This window comes from Enterobacter sp. ku-bf2 (assembly GCF_001742765.1).
Taxonomy (GTDB): Bacteria; Pseudomonadota; Gammaproteobacteria; order Enterobacterales; family Enterobacteriaceae; genus Enterobacter; species Enterobacter quasiroggenkampii.
In genome coordinates, this window is record NZ_MDVW01000020.1 from 79,004 (window position 1) to 99,220 (window position 20,217).

Consider the following 20,217-nt stretch of genomic DNA (forward strand, 5'->3'; position numbering starts at 1 on the left):
ATGAAAAACATGAAACTGGAGTGGAAAAGAGGTGACTGGGCGGCGTATTTCGGGTTGATGACCAACAACCTGACCAATTCGCTGACCATGATGGGGTTGCTCATTTTTGTCGTCGGCATCCCGAAGGAGATTGTTTATGGACGCATTGCGCCAGCCTTCGGGCTGGCGGTGCTGACCGCGAGTATTTGCTACGCCTGGTTTGGCATGCAGATGGCGCGCCAGACCGGGCGCACGGACGTCACCGCGCTGCCGTCCGGCCCCAGCGCGCCGTCTATTTTTACCGTAACCTTCCTGGTGCTGATGCCGGTCTATCAGCAGACCGGTGATGCGGAGTTCGCTATCCAGATTGGCCTGGTGTGGTGCTTCGTGGAGGCGATGATCCTGGCGGGTGGCTCGTTTTTAGGGGAAACCATCCGCAAGATGATCCCGCGTACCGTGCTGCTGTCGTGCCTGTCCGGTTTGGGTCTGCTGCTGCTGGCGATGAACCCGATGCTGCAGGCGTTCGAGGCGCCGACCGTGTCGTTTATCGTGCTGCTGCTGATTTTCATCAACTGGTTCGGTAAAAAACCGATCTTTGCCCGCATCCCGACCGGTCTTCTGCTGCTGATTGCCGGTACGGCCCTGGCGTGGATCTCCGGCCTGCAGAGCCCGGAGGCGATTAAAGCTTCCATGTCATCCTTCGGCTTTAACCCGCCGCAGGTGCACGTGGAAGGTTTCCTGCAGGGGCTGCCGCACGCGCTACCGTATCTTGCCTCTGCCGTACCGCTGGGTCTGGCGAACTACATCTTTGACCTGGAGAACATCGAAAGCGCCCACGCGGCGGGGGATGAATACCCGACGCGTAAAGTCATGCTGGCGAACGGTCTGGCCTCCATGCTCGGCTGCCTGATGGGCAACCCGTTCCCGGTGACGGTCTACGTCGGCCATCCCGGCTGGAAAGCGATGGGTGCGAGCATCGGCTACACGCTGGCCTCCGGCGTGACCATGTTCATCGTGCCGCTGTTCGGGCTGGGGGCGTTTATGCTCGCCATCATTCCGATGACTGCCATCGTGCCGATTCTGGTGTTTATCGGCGTGGTCACCGCCAACCAGGTGGTGAGGGAAACGCCGAAGGTGGAAGTGCCCGTGATCTTCATCTGCCTGTTCCCGTGGATCGCCAACTGGGCGCTGACCATGATGAACAGCGTGATGGGCGCGGCGGGCACGAATGCCGCCAAAATCGGCACCGACGTGCTGCACAGCAAAGGGATCTACTACGAAGGATTAGTCCATCTGGGGAACGGGGCACCGCTCGCCAGCATGCTGTGGGGATGTATCGCCATTTTCGCCATCATCAACAAACCGCTGCGCGGTGCCGTGGCTGCGGCGGGCGGGGCGCTGCTGGCGCTGTTCGGGGTGATCCACGCTCCGGTCGTGGGCTTTGCCGAAGGCCGTTCGCTGATGTTCGTCACCGCGTATCTGATGATGGGCGGCATGTTTGTGGTGAAGCATGTGCTGGATAGCCGCGAAGCGGCGAGCGCTGAGCCGGGTACTGTTGCGAAGGAGCACGTATGAAAGAGCTTATGGTCGTCGCCATTGGCGGCAACAGCATTATCAAAGACAACGCCAGCCAGTCGGTTGAACATCAGGCGCAGGCGGTTAAAGCGGTGGCAGAGTCAGTGCTCGAAATGCTGGCCTCCGACTATGACATCGTGCTTACCCACGGCAACGGCCCTCAGGTGGGGCTGGATCTGCGCCGGGCTGAAATTGCCCACGAGCGGGAGGGGCTTCCCCTCACGCCGCTGGCAAACTGCGTGGCGGACACCCAGGGCGGCATTGGCTACCTGATCCAGCAGGCGCTGAACAACCGCCTGGCCGCACGCGGGGAGCAAAAAGCGGTCACGGTCGTCACGCAGGTGGAAGTGGATAAAAACGATCCTGGTTTTACGCACCCGACGAAACCGATCGGCGCGTTCTTCAGCGAGGCGCAGCGCGACGAACTGCAGCGCGCGCACCCGGACTGGCACTTTGTTGAGGACTCGGGCCGGGGATATCGTCGCGTGGTGGCCTCGCCGCAGCCGCTGCGCATTGTAGAGGCCGATGCGATCAAGACCCTGACGCAAAAAGGGTTTGTGGTGATCGGCGCGGGCGGCGGCGGTATTCCGGTGGTGCGCACTGAGCAGGGCGATTACCAGAGCGTCGACGCGGTGATTGATAAAGATCTCTCCACCGCGCTGCTGGCGCGCGAGATCCGCGCCGACGTGCTGGTGATTACCACCGGCGTGGAGAAGGTGTGCGTCAACTTCGGCAAGCCAAACCAGCAGGCGCTGGACACCGTCAACGTAGCGGAGATGACGCGCTACAGGGAAGAAGGCCACTTCCCGGCGGGCAGCATGCTGCCCAAAATCGTCGCCTCGCTGGAATTTTTACACCACGGCGGCAAGCGGGTGATCATCACCTCGCCAGACTGCCTGCCCGCCGCGCTGCGCGGGGAAACCGGTACCCATATTGTGAATGAAGGAAGATAAGATGAGTGAAAACAAAAGCCGCCGTGAATTTATCAGCCAGAGCGGCAAAATGGTGACCGCCTGCGCGCTGTTTGGCGCGACCGGATCCGTCGCGTATGCTGCTGACTCCGCAAAGCCACTCTGCGAGACCGGTAAGCCTATGAATATCACCGCGAAACATTACTATCTGGACAACGTGCTGCTCGAAGCCGGGTTTAACTTCGACGGCGGTGTGGCGACGAGCACCCGTACCGAGCTGAAAACGCTGGAGATCAAGGACGAGAAGATCGTCGCCCTGCACGACAACAAGCGCCACGCCGACGCCACGCTGCCGCACTATGATGCGGGCAACAAGCTGATGCTCCCGGCAATGCGCGACATGCACATCCACCTGGATAAAACCTTCTACGGCGGCCCGTGGCGATCGCTCAACCGCCCGGCGGGCACCACGATTCAGGATATGATCCGCCTGGAACAGAAGCTGCTGCCTGAGCTGCAGCCCTACACCCAGGAGCGTGCGGAAAAGCTGATCGACCTGATCCAGTCGAAAGGCTCCACCATCGCCCGCAGCCACTGCAACATTGAGCCGGTTTCCGGCCTGAAAAACCTGGAAAATTTGCAGGCGGTCCTGGCGCGCCGCAAACCTGGTTTTGACTGCGAAATCGTCGCCTTCCCGCAGCACGGGCTGCTGCTGTCGAATTCTGAAAAGCTGATGCGCGAGGCGATGCAGGCCGGGGCGCACTACGTTGGCGGGCTGGACCCGACCAACGTCGACGGCGCGATGGAGAAATCTCTCGATCTGATGTTCCAGATTGCGCTGGACTACGACAAAGGGGTGGACATTCACCTGCACGAAACCAGCCCGGCGGGCGTGGCGGCGGTGAACTACATGGTCGAAACCGTGGAGAAAACGCCGGCGTTGAAGGGGAAACTCACCATCAGCCACGCCTTCGCGCTGGCGACGCTCAACGAACAGCAGGTGGATGAGATTGCCACCCGCATGGCGGCGCAGCAGGTAACCATCGCCTCCACCGTGCCGATTGGCACCCTGCATATGCCGCTGAAGCAGCTGCGGGACAAGGGCGTGTTTGTGATGACCGGCACCGACAGCGTGATCGACCACTGGTCGCCGTACGGTCTGGGGGACATGCTGGAGAAAGCCAATCTCTATGCCCAGCTCTATATTCGCCCGAACGAGCAAACGCTCTCCCGTGCGCTGGGGATTGCGACCGGCGACGTGCTGCCGCTGAACGACAAAGGCGAACGCGTGTGGCCGAAAGTGCAGGATGACGCCAGCTTTGTGCTGGTGGACGCCTCCTGTTCCGCCGAAGCCGTGGCGCGCATTTCCCCGCGTACCGCAACGTTCCATAAAGGAAATCTGGTCTGGGGTACGGTGGGCTAATGGGTTGCCGGGTGGCGCTGCGCTTACCCGGCCTACGGTTCGGAGATTTTGTAGGTCGGGTAAGGCGAAGCCGCCACCCGACAATGCAGTATACTGCTGTGCACATTCTTAAAGAGGGATCTGCCATGGCACAAAACATCTACGACAACCCGGCGTTTTTTGAAGGCTACGCCCAGCTTCCGCGTTCGGTGCAGGGGCTGGACGGCGCGCCGGAGTGGCCCGCGCTGAAAAGCCTGCTGCCCGATTTAACCGGCAAATCGGTTGTCGATCTCGGCTGCGGCTACGGCTGGTTCTGCCGCGCCGCGCGCGAGTTGGGTGCTGCTCACGTCACGGGGATCGATATCTCAGAAAAGATGCTCGCCCGCGCAGCGGAGCTTACCGCGGACCCACTGATTCACTATCAGCGTAGCGATCTGGACTCTCTCAGCCTCGACGAAAACAGCGTCGATCTGGTCTACAGCTCGCTGGCGCTGCACTATCTGCCGGAACTGGACACGGTATTTGCCGAGGCTCAGCGCGCGCTTAAGCCCGGCGGCAGCCTGGTCTTTTCGATGGAGCACCCGATATATACCTGCGCCTCGCGTCAGGGCTGGCTGACCGACGATAACGGCGAGAGGTTCTGGGGCGTGAATCATTATCAGGACGAAGGCCAGCGCGTCAGCAACTGGCTGGCGGACGGGGTGATCAAATACCACCGCACGCTGGGCACCACGCTTAACGCGCTGATCAAGGCCGGATTAACGATAAGCAACGTCAACGAGTGGGGACCAACGCAGGCGCAGATTGACGCCTGGCCCGCGCTGGCCGAGGAGGCGGAGCGCCCGATGCTGGTGCTGATCGCCGCCCGCAAGGATCAGTAGCCGACCTTGTATACGCGCCCGGTCTGCACGCCTTCCACGCTGCGACGATAGGCTTGCGCCACCGTGGCGGCAGGCACGCTTTCGAAGCCCGGGAAGAAGCCATCGTACGTGTCGACCGATTCGGTAAGCACCGTCGGGCTGATCAGGTTGATGCGGATCCCGCGCGGCAGTTCGCAGGCTGCCGCGCGAACAAACCCTTCCAGCGCGGCATTCACCGTGGTGGCGTTCACGCCCTGCGCAATCGGCTCGTGTGCCACGATCCCGCTTATCAACGTAATCGAGCCGCCTTCATTCAGGTAGTGCTGGCCGGTCAGCGCCAGGCGCACCTGCCCCAGCAGCTTATCCTGCAGCCCCTGGTTAAAGTCGCTGTCTTTCATGGTCGCGAGCGGGCCGAAGTAGAGGCCACCGCTGGCGGACACAATCGCATCCACCTGGCCGATTTTCTCGAACAGCGCCTGAACGCTTGACTGCGAGGTGATATCCACCTGCTCGTCGCCCTGCGTGCGACCGACGCGGATGACCTCGTGGCGACGACTCAGCTCTTCCGTTACCGCACGACCGACCGTACCGCTGGCACCAATAATGACGATTTTCATAGCCGACTCCTTATGTTGTGAGCCTTCATTCTTTAATAAATTAAAATGCGGATAAACTGGGCTAAAGTTAGAAGATTGCTAACCAGAGGTTTGGAATATGGATAAGCTCCGCAGCATGGAGACGTTTATTGCCGTGGTGGAAAGCGGCAGCTTCACCGGTGCGGCGGCGCGGCTGGAGATTTCGGCGGTAATGGTGGGGAAGTACGTTGCGCTGCTGGAATCCCAGCTTGGCACCCGCCTGCTGGAGCGTAACACGCGCCGCCAGAGCCTGACGGATGCCGGACGCGTCTATTTCGACGAGGCGAAGCGGGTGCTGGAGCAGGTCTCCATTGCTGAGAATGCAGTCGAGCGGCTCCGTGCTGCACCTGCCGGAACGTTGCGCGTCACGGCGCCCACGTCGTTTGGCGGCTGCGTGATCGCCCCGCTGACGGCCACCTTTTTACAGCGCTACCCGGAGGTACGCATCGAGTTGGATCTCACCAACCGAATGGTCGATCTGGTGGAGGAGGGCGTCGATCTGGCCATTCGCATTGGCGACGTTCGCAACGACGATCTGGTGGCGAAATACCTGTGCCCCTACAACATGGTGATCTGCGCCGCGCCGGACTATTTAGCGCGACACGGCACGCCGCAAATGCCAGACGATCTGGTGGATCATCTCTGTCTTTCGCACACGGTGTGGACGGCACGCAACGAGTGGCGGCTGCCGGGCGTGGAAGGGGAGGTGCGCTGGAAACGGGATGCCGTATTACGGTGTAACGACGGCTACGGCTTACGCATGGCGGCGCGAGCCGGGGCGGGGCTGTTGCTGCAACCGGAAGTGCTGGTGGCGGAAGAACTGGCAAGCGGCAGACTGGTGCGGGTAATGGAACCGTTCACGCCCGCGCCAAGGCCTGTGCATCTACTGTGGCGCCAGGATTTGCGGCCACTGCCTAAGCTGACGGAATTTATCGCCCATATTCTGCTAAGATTGAGCACACTATAAAAACAGAAGGTAAGCAAAGAATGTCCGTGAGTAAACTCGCCAGCAGCGCGCAGGGCCTGCAATCATCTGCCATCCGTGAATTATTAAAACACAGCAAAATGGCCGGCGTCATTTCGCTGGGCGGGGGTATTCCTAATCCCGATCTGTTCGATCGCGAAGGGCTGAAAATCGCTGCTGATGCCGTATTATCTCAGCATTTTGGCGAGGCGTTTCAGTATGGCCTGACCGAAGGCGTACTGGGACTGCGGGAAGAGATTCAGCGCATTTGCGAGGGGCGTGGCATTCGCTGTAAGGCCGATGACGTGGTCGTGACCTCCGGTTCACAGCAGTCCCTCGACGTGCTGGCGCGCGCGTTAATTAACCCGGGCGATATTGTTGTCGTCGAGCGTCCAACCTATCTCGCCGCCCTGCAGGTATTCGGCCTGGCGCAGGCGAATTTTGAATCCGTTGGCACCGACGGCGACGGCATGAAGGTGGATGAGCTCGAAGCGCTGGTGGCCAAAAAAGCCATTAAAGCGGTGTATATCGTTCCAACGTTTGGTAACCCCGGCGGCGTCACGCTTTCCGAAGCGCGCCGTAAGCAGCTGGTGGAACTCTCGAAGCGCTATGACTTCGTGATCATTGAAGACGATCCGTACAGCGAAATTAATTATACCGATGAAGTCTTCCGCCCGTTAATTGCCCATGCCAAAGATATCGGCAACGAAGAGAATGTGGTGTATACCTCCACCTTCTCTAAAATCCTTGCGCCGGGCACGCGCGTAGGCTGGGTGGTGGTGCCGGAATGGTTGAAGCGCGCGGTGGTGAACCTGAAGCAAACCACCGATCTGCACACCAGCACGCTGTCGCAGCTGATGACGTATGAGTACCTGAAGACCGGCCGTCTGGCCGATCAGATTAAAACGATCCGCGAAGCCTATCGTCAGAAATACCAGACGTTCGCCACGGAACTGGAAGCCGAGCTGGGCGACGTGATGTCGTTCCACAAGCCGAAGGGCGGCATGTTCCTGTGGGCGAAAATGAACAACGGCATGAACACCACCCGCTGGCTGGAAAAAACGTTAAGTAACGGCGTGGTATTTGTGCCGGGCGAATTTTTCTACTGCAATGAGCCGGACCCAGCGACGCTGCGCATGTCGTTTGTCACGCCAACGGATGAAGAGCTGAAAGAGGCCGTTCGACGCCTGAAAGCCTCTTTATAACAGAATGGTGGGGTATGATTCTGGACGTTATTTAAGCGGTGAAGCTGAAAATGCAGATCAGGAACTTCACGTTAACTTGCGCAGGATCATACCCGGGCCATGTTTTTGGATTGTATTCGAAAAGTAATACCAAAATTAACATTATCTAACTCATTAATTATTAATGCTTTTCTTCTAAGAAAAGCATTTTTTGTATTATCCTTTTTCGGATTGCTCTTACACTTGTTGCCCATATTCTTATTTGCATCTCATTCATTTTGATCTGAATAATGTCTCATGGAATAAGCGCAGTCGTTGGATGATTTTTTAGCGTTCGCTCAGGGTTAAATCACTTCACAGGCTCTATTCCCGGAATGTTATACATGGATCAGTATAAGGTTACGGATGATGATTATTTGTGTATCTGATAATGTCTGGTTCAGAATTGGGTTGAGTGAAATCATACAAAATTGCCAGAGAGATAAGCAGGAACTGAAGTTTTTAGCATTTGAAAAAGCCAGCGTAACGCTGAGCACGATGGTAATGAGATCACCGGTCACGATAATCATTGACTATTATATTGCTGACCACGGTTTACTGTTGTTACTGTTAAAGATGAAGCGCCAGAATGTTTTTGACAATATACTTATTATTACGACTAATGCGCGAATTGTGGAAGTGACTGAAAATATTTTGCTGGACTCGGTTGCGGATATCTTAATTGATAACAGCGAATCATTTGATAAACTCAGCACTTTTATGGTCAAAGATAAGGCTGGCCAGATTATTTCAAAATCCGTGACCAATAAAACCTGGGCGATGATTAAGAAAAATTCAAATCTCACCCACCGGGAATTAGACCTGATGCCGTTTTTTATTACAGGGAAAGGTAATAAAGAGATCTCCCGGCAGGTCGATATTAGTGAGAAGATGGTCAGTATTCACCGGCGTAACATTTATTCCAAACTCCAGGTTGAGAGTCTTACCGGGCTTTATCATTATCTGACAACGGATATAAAGGTTACATAACGTTCGCCGGGAAATGAAGCGTTTTATGCGGGTGTAGTATTCAGGCAGAAACGATGCACTGTTATTCATAATATGTTGTATAAACAGAAGGAGCTGTATATGAAATTGAAATCTCTTTGCGCGGCGATGGTTGCCCTGGGGCTTTTTACCTCTTTTGCCCATGCGGCAGACGGTAAGTTAAAATTTGTAGGGCAAATTGGCTCATCATCCTGCAAGCTCTCCGGGGAAAGCACTGCCGAAATTACGGTTCCGATGGGAACTATTCCGATGGAAACCTTAAAACAAGATGCTAACGGTCCGGAGGTGGGCTTTGCCATTAACCTGACGGGCTGTCAGCCGGGCACCTATTATCTGGTTCTTGACGGCGTCAGCCCGTCCGGTCAGCCGAACGTGCTGGACCTGGATAACGCGACCGCCAGCACCACGGCAAAAGGGGTGGGGATTCAGATTAAAGATATCTCCGACCAGAACATTACCTTATCCAAAACCCTTGATAAATCCGATGCCAGCATCACCATTGCTGAAGGCGACACCTCGGGCAGCGGGACGTTCTTCCTGAAAGCGAACTATTACGCCTATAACAAAGATGCGGTCACCACCGGGGAAGCAAACGCAACGGCCACCTTCACCATTGTTCAACAATAACAGGAGCAGGCCTTCGGGCCTGCTTTTAAGGTGGTATGATGAAGTCACTTATTATTGCGCTATTCGCGCTGTACTCCGCATCGGCTATTTCAGCTATTCAGATTGAAAGTTCACGGGTGATTTATTCCGGTGAGAATAAATCGGCCTCGTTAACGCTGCATAACGCGTCGCAAAAAAATTATATTATCCAGACCTGGCTGGACGAAGATTCAGACAAGCCCGGAAAAGAGATGGTGGTGACGCCGCCTATTATGAAGGTGAAACCCGATCAATCCGCCGTGTTACGTTTTATCTATTCCGGTAAAGGATTACCGACCGACAGAGAAAGCGTTTACTGGATTAACGTTCAGGAAATACCGCCCCGGGCCAGCGAGCCTAATGTGATGCAGCTGGCGATTCGAACGCGCCTTAAGCTTTTTTATCGCCCGGTTGGGATGAAGGCAAAACTGGACGAGCAGATAGGTCAGTTAACGCTGACGAAAAGCAGTGAGGCACTGGTCGTCAGCAATCCGGGGCCTCTGCATATTAGCCTGAGCCAGTTAATTATTAAAACCCCGCAGGGAAAAGAACAAAAAATAACGGCCCCGATGATCGCTCCCTTTGGCAGCGAAACGATTCCTTTTCCCAAAGGCTCGCGGGTGGTTGGCTTAACGTACATTAACGATTACGGCGGCGTTGCCGACGTGAAAATGCACTAAGCCCACCGTTGCAGATTATTAAATAATGTCATGGATGAATCATTATGCAACGAACATGGATCCCCCTGTGCGCGCTTACCTCTTTACTGGTTTCCGGCAGCGAATGTCTGGCGCAAAGTGAATATAACACCGCATTTTTTCATGGAACGGGCGAGCAATCGTTCATTAATTTGATCGACCCTGATTCCGGCATTATTCCCGGAACCTATTCCCTCGATGTTTACGTTAACCGAAAGCTCGTTGAACAGCGTGACGTTGAGATCGTCCGCGATAAGCCCGACAGCGCGCTGCACCCGTGCATTAGCGCCGATCGGCTACGCGCGTGGTCCGTCGCTCTTCCCGCTGACGATGACGAGTCGTGCTATCCCCTCGAGCGCCGGATTGCGGGGGCGTCCATGAACGTTACGATGACCGAGCACCGGCTGGATATTCAGGTTCCCCAGCTCAATATGCTGACGCAACCGCGCGGAACGGTACCCGCCACGCGTTACGACGAGGGCATCAATGCCGCTTTTGTGAACTACAACCTGGCGGCGAACACCATCAGAAGCTACGGGCAAAACAGCCAGTACGCCTACCTTTACCTGAATAACGGCATCAATATAGGGGCGTGGCGCTTGCGCCAGATGGCGAACCTGACAAAGCGGGATGGGGAAACGGGCCACTGGAAAAATGTCTCGTCGTGGGCTGAAAGGGCGCTTCCGTCACTCAGGAGTCGTCTGCTGCTGGGACAAGGGAGTACCGGAACAACCCTCTACGACAGTATTCCGTTTCGTGGGGTGCAGCTGGCCTCGGAGCCCATGATGCGTGCAGACAGCCAGTCGCGCTATGCCCCTGTCGTCAGAGGCGTGGCGGAAAGCAATGCCCGCGTGGAGGTTCGACAGAATAAGTATCTGATCTACTCCACCAACGTGCCGCCGGGACCGTTCGCGTTTGATGACATTGTGCCGGTCAGTCAGAGCGGGGATCTGTTTGTCACCATCATTGAAACCGACGGACGGAAAACCAATCTGGTGATCCCCTATACCGTGCTCCCGGGACTGGTTCGCAAGGGGCAGTGGAACTATGAAATCACGGCCGCAAAATATCATGACGGTGCCGACGGCTATGCCCCTGCGTTTGTTGAAAGCCAGCTCGCCAGAGGGATGAGCGATACGGTGACCCTGTCGGGCGGCCTGCTTTCGGCGGAACACTACCGCAGCGCGGCGATGGGCGTGGGCAAAAACATGGGGCATTTTGGCGCGGTGTCCGTCGATCTGGCGTTATCCGACACGCGGCTGGCGCGGGGCGACGATGAGCAAGGGGGGAGCGCTCGCTTCCTGTACGCGAAATCCTTTCTCGATTCCCGCACCGATTTCCAGGTGGCGGGCTATCGTTACTCCTCGTCCGGTTATTACGATTTCCAGGAGTCGGTTCAGGAACGTCGCCGCTGGGATAATGGCCGATATAAAACCTATTACTGGGATGACGCCGATCAGGATAACCCTGACTGGGTCGCGTCAAAGCCTGAAATCCATTACGACAGCCGCTACGCAACCAAAAAAGCGCGGCTGGATATCTCAATGAGCCAGCAGATAGGTGAGATCAGCCAGCTTTATCTCACCTTCAGCAAGCAAAGCTACTGGCAGGATGCCGGTTCTGATACCACGGTTCAGTCTGGCTTTACCTCACGGCTGGGCAATGTGACCTGGAGTCTGTACTACCAGAATACGCGCAACCACTACATTGCACATGACAGCAGCATTAACCTGCGCCTGTCCCTGCCGCTCAGTTTTGGCAGCCACCCGGCGACGGCGACGACAGGCCTTCACGCCGATCGTGCCGGAAACGTGTCCTCCTCCGCGGGGCTGAGTGGCTCCCTGCTTGAGGATAACCGCCTTAGCTACGCCATGCAGGTGCAGCAAAACGATGCTGAGGGGACGGCGGGCGATCTGAGCATGGGCTACAAGGGGGGCGCCGGAAATCTGTGGCTGGGCTATTCCAGAGCGGAAGATGTGCAGCAAAGCAGCATGAACCTCAGCGGCGGTATCCTTGCTCACGCTGGCGGCGTGACGCTGTCCCAGCCACCGGGCAGTACCTTTACCCTGATTGAGGCTCAGGATGCGCAGGGGGTGAGGGTAGAGAATCAGGCCGGAGTGCGGATCGACGCTGCGGGCTATGCCGTTGCCCCGCATGCGATTCCTTATCGCAACAATACCTGGTCGTTGAACACCCAGGACTTCCCGGAGGGGCTCGACGTGCCTGTTGCCACCCAGAATAACGTCCCTACCCGCGGCGCGATTACGCGCGTGACGTTTGAAACATATCGGGGCGACAGCGTGCTGATTCACAGCAAACGACCCGACAACAGCGTGCCGCCGGTTGGCGCGCAGGCCTACAGCCGGGGCGAGCGTAACAACGGCATTGTCGGGCCTGACGGGGATATTTTTGTTTCAGGCGTGCTGCCGGGCGAAGCGATCGCCATTCGCTGGGGGGAGGGGGATGACGAACAGTGTCGCATCCAGCTTCCGGATGAGGAACGGCGTGAACAGGATACCGCGGGCTATCGCGAGATCAGCGCAATTTGTCGATAAAGGAGAGGACAATGCAATTTCAGGGACGACATATGCTGTACGCCGCGGTGATTTTTTGCTTCGGCCTGTTTTCTTCCACCGTTATGGCGCTGACCTGTAAAGCCCAGGGCTCGGTGAGCCAGTACGTTGCCATTAACAGCATCATCAAAGCGTCAATCGGCGACTTCGGCACCAACACCAAAATATGGGTATCGTCACCGATCACGGCGACGTTTACCTGCTCTGACACGGACGCCTATCCAAACGGCGAGAGCGCCTATTTATGGCTCGATCCGAAAGATGCGGTGAAAAACGTGCACAACTCTCTGGAGATTGGCATCACCTTCAGGAACGTCGATTACAAGCTGAAGAAGGGCGATAAAATAGAAATTGGACCAGGTACCGTGTGCCGCCCTAACGGCAACAAAGGCTGTCTCTCCCCGGCGGCCCCGCAGACGTTCACGCTCACCTATCAGGTTTACATCAAAACCACCGGCCTTCCGGCGGCCACCAATGGCAAAGTGATGGGGGATGTCAGCCTGTCGCTCTTTCAGGTAGATGGCGTGGGCGGTCTGCGAGGCGGCACGGTGACTCAGGACGGTAACTTTAACCTGACCATTACCGGGCTGGATAAAATCACCTTTCTGGCCTGCACGCCAAAAGTGCTGCTGGTACCCGATACCCTCGACTTTGGCGTCATCAACGGCAGCTGGGCGACGCCCGGTAAGATTGAAAAAACAAAACCCTTTACGCTACAGGTCGATTTGACGCGTGAAGCCAGCGGTAAAACCTGCACGGGGGAGACGTTGCTGATGACGTTAAGCTCGACGAATACGGTCAAAGACGGGGCAATCATCATGCCCGCGGCAGACAGCGGCTTTGGGTTTATCATTTCCGCCAGCAGCCTGATGGAGCCGCGCATTGCGCTGAACACGCCTCAGGAGATAGGAACGATCGGTGGAGATCGGCTCACGCATGATTATCACGCAGGGTTTATATGGACGACCACGACGCCGAAGCTTGGGGATTACAGTGCGACAGCCACCTTTACCGTGACGTTCAAGTAACAAAAGTGGGGATTGCGCGCGGGCTATTTTGCGTAATACTAATCCCGCGCGATAACGGCCGCGTGATACCCACGGTAAACAGCTATGTTCGAACAACTGACTGGTATTCTGACGCACACCCCCATCTGGGTCTGGGTGCTGTTTGTGTTTCTGGTTTCTCGTGGGCTCCGGGCCCGCCGGCCCGCCACGGTCACGCTGGAAAAACTGGCGATAATCCCGGCCATTTTTCTGCTATGGGATATTTACGATCTGGTGATGTACCGCACCCTCAGCGTCGCGACGCTGTCGATGTGGCTTGCGGGCATTCTGGCTGGCGCTGCGCTGGGTTACGCATTGATTCGCCCGACGGCGGTAACTCGCGCCGCCGCGCCGCGTACCCTTTGCCGCCAGGCGGATTACACCGCGCTGCCGTTTATGATGCTGGCGTTCGCGGTGAAATACGTGCTGGGGGTAATGAGCGCCATCGCGCCGCAGACGCTGCAGCAGCCCGCCATCAGCGCCCTTGCGATTGTCTCCGGCGGGCTGTTTGCCGGGGTGTTTATCGGCAAGTTTACGCGGTATGTTGAGGTGTTTAGCCGTACCGCGCCGCGCCCGGCGGAGTGACGTTATTCTGTCGCGTGTGCCAGGGTGCGATCTGAAGCATCGCCGCTGAGGGCTCGCGTGACTTCATGGATCCGCCAGATTTTCCCTTCACGCAGCGCGGCAAACAGATAAACCTCTATCTCTGCCTGACGACCATCAGGATACGTGACCGTCACGATATGCCGGTCAGCCAGAAGTTCGTCATGACAGGCTATCTCCGCCACGCTAAAGGCGATCGCGCGGATCTGCGAGCGAACGTGGTTCAGGTGCTGAATAAAACCCCGGTAGTCAAGGGCGTGACCGTCCGTAAACTGCTGGTAATCGGGCGTAAATACCTCTGCCGGATCGATATCGCCGTTGAATAAGCGGGTTAACAGGCACGCCATTTTTTCGCGCTGCGCGGCGTTGTCAGGCTGGGCTACCAGGGAGGTGATAATGCTCATACGGGCTCCTTATGTGGTTGAGTCCCCATTATCCTTGACAGCTGAAGACGTGGTTTCTGTAATAGGTCGATGAATAACGATTTTCGGTCAAAATGAGATGGTCAGTTTTGAAACGCTCCGTCATCCCGGCGGGTATCGAACACCGTGGCACAGTCATCGCACCGGCCAGCTGTGGCGCATTGCAACGGGTCTGCTGGTCATTGAGACGCAGCAGGCGCGCTCGGTCGTACCGGCAAAACACATCGGCTGGATCCCGCCAGGTCAGCAGCATGCCGCCTTTTCTGAAAGCGCAATAGAAGGCTGCGCCATCTATCTTGACCCCGCCTGCTGTGCAGGGCTTCCCGATGCGCCCGCGCTGTTCGAGCCCGACGATCTCACTCATGCACTGTTTTCCCGTTTATGTGGTGCAGAGAACGAGTACGATCCGCGAAAGCTGACTTTGCTGCTGGATGAGCTTGCCCTGACGCCCCAGGTTCACTTTTCTCTGCCCGTGCCGACGGATCCGCGTCTGAAGAACGTGGTCAGCCATTTGCTGCAGTTTGTCGATGATAACCAGACGGTCGAGAGTCATGCTATTCATGCTGGGATGAGCGTGCGTACGTTCAATCGTCGGTTTAGTGCCCAGACTGGAATGAACTTTGTTAACTGGCGGCAGCTGGCGCGCGTCATGCAGGCAATGGAGTGGCTGGCGGCGGGGAAGCCGGTAGGGTGGATTGCGCTGTCCTGCGGCTACAGCAGCGTCAGCGCATTTATTGAGGTTTTCAGAGCATGGACCGGTAAAACACCGGGGCAGTGGGCGATGTTGCGGTCTGATGCCCTCCCCACGTCCCGCTGAGCTTCACAATGTAGGCCGGGTAAGGCGAAGCCGCCACCCGGCGATTGACTACCGCTCCCTCAGCGCCTCTTTCGCCCGGTTAAACGGCTTAATCAGATAATCCAGCACCGTTTTTTCTCCGGTCTTAATGTCCACCGTGGCAATCATCCCCGGCACAATCGAGAAATGCCTGCCCGCCTTATTGACCAGGTAATCCTGGCTGGTGCGGATAAATACCCGGTAGTAAAACACCTCCGGCTTGGCCTCGTCCTGAATAGTGTCCGGCGAAATCGTCTCCACGACCCCGTGCAGCCCGCCGTAAATGGCGTAATCGTAGGCGGTGATCTTCACCAGCGCCTCCTGATTCGGGTGGATAAAGGCGATATCACGGGGCGACAGGCGGGTTTCAATCAGCAGATGATCGTCCACCGGCACAATCTCCATCAGCTCGCCGTTGGGCGGGATCACGCCGCCGATGGTGGTGACCTTGATGTTTTTGACGATCCCGCGCACCGGGGATTTTACCGTCAGACGGGTGACGGAATCCTGACGGCCCTTGAGGATCGCCGAAACCATATCCACCTCCGCGTTGGCCTTGGAGAGCGCCTCGCGGGCCTGGACGTAATACTGCGAACGCACGTCGGTGAGCTTCAGTTCCAGATCGCTTTTCTGCCGCTGCAGGCGCAGCACCTCCACGTGGCTGGCGGCCCCGGTCTTCACCAGCCTCTGGGTAATGGCCAGCTCTTTATTCGCCAGATCTAACGCGGCGCGAAGCTCCCGCTGGGTATCCTCCAGCTGAGCGCGGCGCGAGTTGTACAGCCGCGTTTCGTCGGCAATCAGATCCGGCCATTTCGCCAGCGAAGGAGGGAACTTCAGCGGCAGATCGTTCACCTCGGCATACAGGCGGGCGCTGGAGGCCAGAGACGCGCGGTAGCGCGCCGCGCTTTCGCCGACGTTTGATTCGGAACGGGTAGGGTCAAGCCGCGCCAGCACCTGTCCGGCCTGCACCTGATCGCCCTCGTGGACGTTCAGCTCGGTGAGGATCCCCCCGTCCAGCGACTGTAAAACTTGCTCACGCGAGCTGGGGATCACTTTCCCCGATCCGGTTGACACCTCATCCAGCACGCCAAACCACGCCCAGATGCCCAGCACCACAAACATCAGCAGCGAGAAGATCACGATCCGACGCGCGCCGGTGTAGCCGCTTTCGGAGTCGAGGGCATTATCCAGATCGTCCATTGCCGCCACGTCACGCTGACTGATTTTCATTTTTCCACTCCCGTCCGGTTGCTGCCTGCTGTTGTTGCTGCTGCATACGGCTGTTGCTCAGCGCCTGGGCTTTTGGCGCGTCCATCACCAGCATCCCATCTTTCAACACGACCACGCGCTCCACCAGCTCCAGCACCGGTACGCGATGGGTGGCGACGATCAGGGTGCGGTGCCCGAGCCAGTCGCCCAGCCGCTGGATAAATTCCCGCTCGGTGTGCTCGTCCAGCGAGGCGGTGGGTTCATCCATCAGCACGATATTCGGATCGCGCAGCAGCATTCGCGCCAGCAGAATCGACTGACGCTGCCCGCCGGAGAGCCCCACGCCGTTTTCCATGATCGGGTAGTCCAGCCCCTTGGGCAGCTTCTGCACGAAACTTGCCGCGCAGGTCAGTTCCAGCGCTTCAAAGATCTCTTCGTCGGTGGCGCGCGGCATGCCGAGGGTGATGTTCTCGCGCAGGGTGCCGTAAAACAGCCGCGCGTTCTGGGTCATAAAGCCGACGTTGCGCCGCACGTCCGCCACGTCGAGATGCGGCAGGCTGAAGCCGTCGAGCCGCAGCTCGCCCGCCGCCAGATCCATCCCGCCCGCCATCGCCTGCAGCAGGGTCGATTTGCCCGCGCCGTTGCGCCCGAGGATCGCCACTTTCTCACCCGGCACGATCTCGAGGCGGTTAATGCGCAGCGCCATGCGCGGATCGTCCGGCTGATAGCGGAACTGCGCCTGTTCAAAGAGGTAGTGACCGCGCAGCACGTCCTGGCGGATCGGCGTCTCCTCGCGCTGGTTTTCGGTGGGGAGCTGCATGATGCTGTCCAGCCCCTCTTTTGCCGCTTTGACCTGCTGCCAGCGGGCCAGCACGCCGCACAGCGTCGCCATCGGGGCGATCATGCGGGAGGCCAGCATCGAGGCGGCGACCACCGAGCCGGTGGTCAGGGTGCCGTCGATCACCATCGGCGCGCCGACCACAATCACGGCGGCGTAAACCAGGCTCTGGATGGTCATCCCCCAGCTGATCAGGTTCTGCGTCAGCTCGCGGGTGCGCAGGCCGGATTCGGCGGTGATCTGGATATAGCTGTTCCACTGCTGCAAAAAGCGGTTTTCCGCCTGCATCAGCTTGATGTCCTCCAGCCCCTGCACGCTCTCCACCAGTACCGCGTTGCGCAGGGTTGATTCATGCGCCGACTGCTTTGCCAGCTCCGCCAGCTTTTTCTGCAGCAGCAGGCCGGGCAGGACCATGATCACCGCCGCGACCGGGGCGATCCACGCCAGCTGTGGGGCGATGATCGCCAGCACCACCACGAACAGTAAAAAGAAGGGCAGGTCGACAATCGTTGAGATGGTGGACGAGGTGACCATCTCGCGGATCTGCTCCAGCTCGCGCAGCTGTGAGATAAAGCTGCCGGTGGAGCGGGGAATCGCACTGTTGCGCAGCCGCAGCGCGTGGCCGAAGACGCGATCCGAGACGCGCATATCCGAGCGCTTACCGAGCAGATCCATAATGTGGCCGCGCGCCACGCGCAGTACGAAGCCAAACAGGGTGGCGATCAGCACCCCAATGGTCAGGACGTACAGCGTCGGGTAGGACTGGGCGGGGATCACCCGGTCATACACCTGCATGGAAAAGACGATCCCGGAAAGCGACAGCACGTTGATAAACAGCGCGGCCAGCATTACCCAACTGTAGGGGCGGAGATCGCGCATCACCAGCCGGTAGAGCCAGTCCGGGCGATATTTTGAGATATAGGCATCCACGCGGCTGTCCTTGAGCGCGGCGAGTGGTCGCAGGGCAATGACGTGGCGGATGGCGGGCAGCATGGCCGTCATCGACAGCCGGTTAGTGTAGGTCTGGTCGTCGAAGAAGCTGACTTCCAGCGTGTCGTCGCCGTCGAAGTGCTCGATCGCACCGACCCGGCCGTCATTCAGCGCCACCACCACCGGCAGACGCCAGCTGTTGATCGACTGCTGGTCAGCGGTGAGCAGTTGAAACGACAGCCCCGCCTCACGCGCCAACTGGGTGAGGGCGGGCACCATCGGTTTGCCTTTCAGCCACGGTGCGCCTGCGATCAGCGCGCCGGGCGAGCAGGCGACGCGGTAGCGCGTGGCGATAAAGCCAAAGGCCTGCGCCCACTGGGCCAGCGCCTCATCCGTCATGTTTTCACCTTGCGGGATATCACGCTGCTTCATGGCTGGATCTCCACGGTCTGGATGGTGCGGTTATCAAGGTCGAACGCATGACGCAATTGCCCGGTGTTATACAGGCAGTTGAGCTGCAGCTGGTGCAACTGACCGAGGGTCTGCTGCTGGGTGAAGCGCGCCTGATAAACCTCCTGTTCGGCGTTGAGCACGTCGAGCAGCGGGCGCGAGCCGAGGTCAAGATACTGCTGCTGGTACAGTTCGCGGGTGCGGGCGCTGAGCGCCTCCTGACGGCCCTGAATTTGCAGCGTGCTTTGCAGGCTCATCACCTGACTGCGGGCTTCCAGCAGTTTCTGGCGGACATCCAGGCGCGTGCGCTGAATGGTGGACTGTGCCGCTTCCACCGCGTGTCCGGCGGCGTTACGCCGGGCGGTGAGGCCGCCGCCCTGATAGAGCGGCATCTGCACTTTCACCCATGCGGAATACTGGGTGCGATCCCGCGTGTCGCTGCCCGCGTAGCGATCGTTCATGTAATGGCGCACCTCCGGCTCCAGCGAGACGGTTGGCGTCATCTGCGCGTCGGCGTAGTCGAGGTTAGCCTGGGCGACGTTAGCCTGCGCCCAGGCGGCGAGCACCGCAGGAACCAGGCGGTCGTCCGGCTCGGCGACATCGCAGCTGCGGGCCAGCTTTTGCGGAAAGTCGTTGCTGATCGCGTTCAGGCTGTTCCAGCCGAGAAAGCTCATCAGCGTCGCGCGTGCGCTCTCCAGGCTGGCCTGGTACTGCATCAGTTGGGCGCGCGCGCCTTCGATACGGGCATCGGTCTGTACCACGTCAGAGAGCGACGTGGCGCCCTCGTCGTTACGCTGGCGGGTCAGCGTGCCGATGGAGGAGAGGGCCTCAAGCTGCTCTTTGGCGGTGTCGACCATCTGCTGCCAGGTCTGCACCTGTACCATGGCGACGGCGGTATCGTGGGCGATGGTGTCGATACTCACCAGCACGTTGGCCTGCTGCTGGGCAACGCCAGCGCTCTCGGCGCGCACCTGGCTGGCCACTTTGCCGAAGTCATAGAGCATTTGAGAGAGAGAAAGCACCAGCGACGGCGTAAAGCCATTCTGGTCGCCGTCGTGGGAATACCCGTTGTCCACGCCGGCATTAATCTGCGGATAGTATTTTGACTTCGCGACGTCCACCTCTTCGCTCTGCTGGTAGAGTTTGCCCACGGCTTCGCTGATGGCCGGGTGCCACGTGACGGCACGGTTAACGGCTTCGCCAAGCTGTAATGAACCGGGAGCGGCGTTGCCAGCCACCGGGGCCACGCGGCCGTTGAGTGAGGGGAGTTCCTGCGTTTCGCGAAGCTGTCCGGTATTGATGGTTGCCGCCGGATTTGCGCAGAAAGCGGGCACAGATATCAGGCAGCACGAGAGCCACCAGTAAGGCATCTTCATTCCCATGTCATGTCCCTAATAAAAAAGTACAGCTT

Annotated in this window: 18 protein-coding genes; 13 read left to right on the forward strand and 5 right to left on the reverse strand. The window is 58.2% G+C overall.

Annotated elements, in window-relative coordinates:
* The 4 genes from BFG58_RS19275 (at position 1) to BFG58_RS19290 (ending at position 4,748) form a co-directional block, all read left to right on the forward strand.
* The gene (locus BFG58_RS19275; RefSeq protein ID WP_069720363.1) at positions 1-1,554 is read left to right on the forward strand and encodes a xanthine permease; all 1,554 of its coding nucleotides are present in this window, start codon (positions 1-3) and stop codon (positions 1,552-1,554) included.
* Positions 1,551-2,507 carry a carbamate kinase family protein gene (locus BFG58_RS19280; RefSeq protein ID WP_069720364.1) on the forward strand — a complete coding sequence of 319 codons (957 nt, stop codon included), beginning with the start codon at positions 1,551-1,553 and terminating at the stop codon, positions 2,505-2,507. The genes BFG58_RS19275 and BFG58_RS19280 overlap by 4 nt, the downstream gene beginning before the upstream one ends.
* A 1-nt stretch (position 2,508) precedes the next feature.
* On the forward strand, positions 2,509-3,888 hold the full coding sequence (locus tag BFG58_RS19285; protein WP_069720365.1) for an amidohydrolase family protein: 1,380 nt from the start codon (positions 2,509-2,511) through the stop codon (positions 3,886-3,888).
* Between the two features lie 125 nt (positions 3,889-4,013).
* Positions 4,014-4,748: a bifunctional 2-polyprenyl-6-hydroxyphenol methylase/3-demethylubiquinol 3-O-methyltransferase UbiG gene (locus BFG58_RS19290; protein ID WP_069720366.1), complete on the forward strand. Its 735-nt coding sequence runs from the start codon at positions 4,014-4,016 to the stop codon at positions 4,746-4,748.
* Here the strand turns inward: BFG58_RS19290 and BFG58_RS19295 are convergent.
* Positions 4,742-5,344: a short chain dehydrogenase gene (locus BFG58_RS19295; RefSeq protein WP_069720367.1), complete on the reverse strand. Its 603-nt coding sequence runs from the start codon at positions 5,342-5,344 to the stop codon at positions 4,742-4,744. The two genes, BFG58_RS19290 and BFG58_RS19295, sit on opposite strands and share 7 nt — an antisense overlap.
* A gap of 97 nt (positions 5,345-5,441) precedes the next feature.
* Here BFG58_RS19295 and BFG58_RS19300 point away from each other — a divergent pair, with 97 nt between their 5' ends.
* The 8 genes from BFG58_RS19300 to BFG58_RS19335 all read left to right on the forward strand — a co-directional run bounded on the left by BFG58_RS19300 (position 5,442) and on the right by BFG58_RS19335 (position 14,104).
* Positions 5,442-6,329 carry a LysR family transcriptional regulator gene (locus tag BFG58_RS19300; protein WP_069720368.1) on the forward strand — a complete coding sequence of 296 codons (888 nt, stop codon included), beginning with the start codon at positions 5,442-5,444 and terminating at the stop codon, positions 6,327-6,329.
* Between the two features lie 20 nt (positions 6,330-6,349).
* Complete coding sequence (locus tag BFG58_RS19305) at positions 6,350-7,531, forward strand: PLP-dependent aminotransferase family protein (protein WP_069720369.1); 1,182 nt, start codon at positions 6,350-6,352, stop codon at positions 7,529-7,531.
* Between the two features lie 384 nt (positions 7,532-7,915).
* Positions 7,916-8,539, forward strand: coding sequence for a LuxR C-terminal-related transcriptional regulator (locus BFG58_RS19310; RefSeq protein ID WP_063622322.1), 624 nt, complete (start codon positions 7,916-7,918; stop codon positions 8,537-8,539).
* 99 nt (positions 8,540-8,638) lie between these two features.
* Positions 8,639-9,184 carry a fimbrial protein gene (locus BFG58_RS19315; protein WP_045909280.1) on the forward strand — a complete coding sequence of 182 codons (546 nt, stop codon included), beginning with the start codon at positions 8,639-8,641 and terminating at the stop codon, positions 9,182-9,184.
* 35 nt (positions 9,185-9,219) lie between these two features.
* The gene (locus tag BFG58_RS19320; RefSeq protein WP_053076387.1) at positions 9,220-9,882 is read left to right on the forward strand and encodes a molecular chaperone; all 663 of its coding nucleotides are present in this window, start codon (positions 9,220-9,222) and stop codon (positions 9,880-9,882) included.
* A 44-nt stretch (positions 9,883-9,926) separates the two neighbouring features.
* Positions 9,927-12,455, forward strand: coding sequence for a fimbria/pilus outer membrane usher protein (locus tag BFG58_RS19325; protein ID WP_083261536.1), 2,529 nt, complete (start codon positions 9,927-9,929; stop codon positions 12,453-12,455).
* 11 nt (positions 12,456-12,466) lie between these two features.
* Entirely contained in the window at positions 12,467-13,501 is a 1,035-nt protein-coding gene (locus BFG58_RS19330; protein WP_080474238.1) for a fimbrial protein, read from the forward strand.
* Between the two features lie 84 nt (positions 13,502-13,585).
* The gene (locus BFG58_RS19335) at positions 13,586-14,104 is read left to right on the forward strand and encodes a DUF6622 family protein (RefSeq protein ID WP_069720370.1); all 519 of its coding nucleotides are present in this window, start codon (positions 13,586-13,588) and stop codon (positions 14,102-14,104) included.
* Between the two features lie 2 nt (positions 14,105-14,106).
* On the opposite strand, the gene BFG58_RS19340 is transcribed toward BFG58_RS19335, so the two are convergent.
* Positions 14,107-14,526, reverse strand: coding sequence for a nuclear transport factor 2 family protein (locus BFG58_RS19340; RefSeq protein WP_048226657.1), 420 nt, complete (start codon positions 14,524-14,526; stop codon positions 14,107-14,109).
* Between the two features lie 97 nt (positions 14,527-14,623).
* Between BFG58_RS19340 and BFG58_RS19345 the strand changes: the two genes are divergently transcribed.
* Positions 14,624-15,361 carry a helix-turn-helix domain-containing protein gene (locus BFG58_RS19345; RefSeq protein ID WP_048226659.1) on the forward strand — a complete coding sequence of 246 codons (738 nt, stop codon included), beginning with the start codon at positions 14,624-14,626 and terminating at the stop codon, positions 15,359-15,361.
* 48 nt (positions 15,362-15,409) lie between these two features.
* Here the strand turns inward: BFG58_RS19345 and BFG58_RS19350 are convergent, their stop codons facing one another.
* From BFG58_RS19350 to BFG58_RS19360, 3 genes are read right to left on the reverse strand one after another with little or no spacing between them, the layout of a single operon-like run.
* Entirely contained in the window at positions 15,410-16,579 is a 1,170-nt protein-coding gene (locus BFG58_RS19350; RefSeq protein WP_088545052.1) for an HlyD family efflux transporter periplasmic adaptor subunit, read from the reverse strand.
* A gap of 10 nt (positions 16,580-16,589) precedes the next feature.
* The gene (locus tag BFG58_RS19355; protein ID WP_069720371.1) at positions 16,590-18,788 is read right to left on the reverse strand and encodes a type I secretion system permease/ATPase; all 2,199 of its coding nucleotides are present in this window, start codon (positions 18,786-18,788) and stop codon (positions 16,590-16,592) included.
* Positions 18,785-20,188: a TolC family outer membrane protein gene (locus BFG58_RS19360; RefSeq protein ID WP_045909274.1), complete on the reverse strand. Its 1,404-nt coding sequence runs from the start codon at positions 20,186-20,188 to the stop codon at positions 18,785-18,787. Before BFG58_RS19360 ends, BFG58_RS19355 begins: the two co-directional genes overlap by 4 nt.
* Between the last annotated feature and the right edge of the window lie 29 nt (positions 20,189-20,217).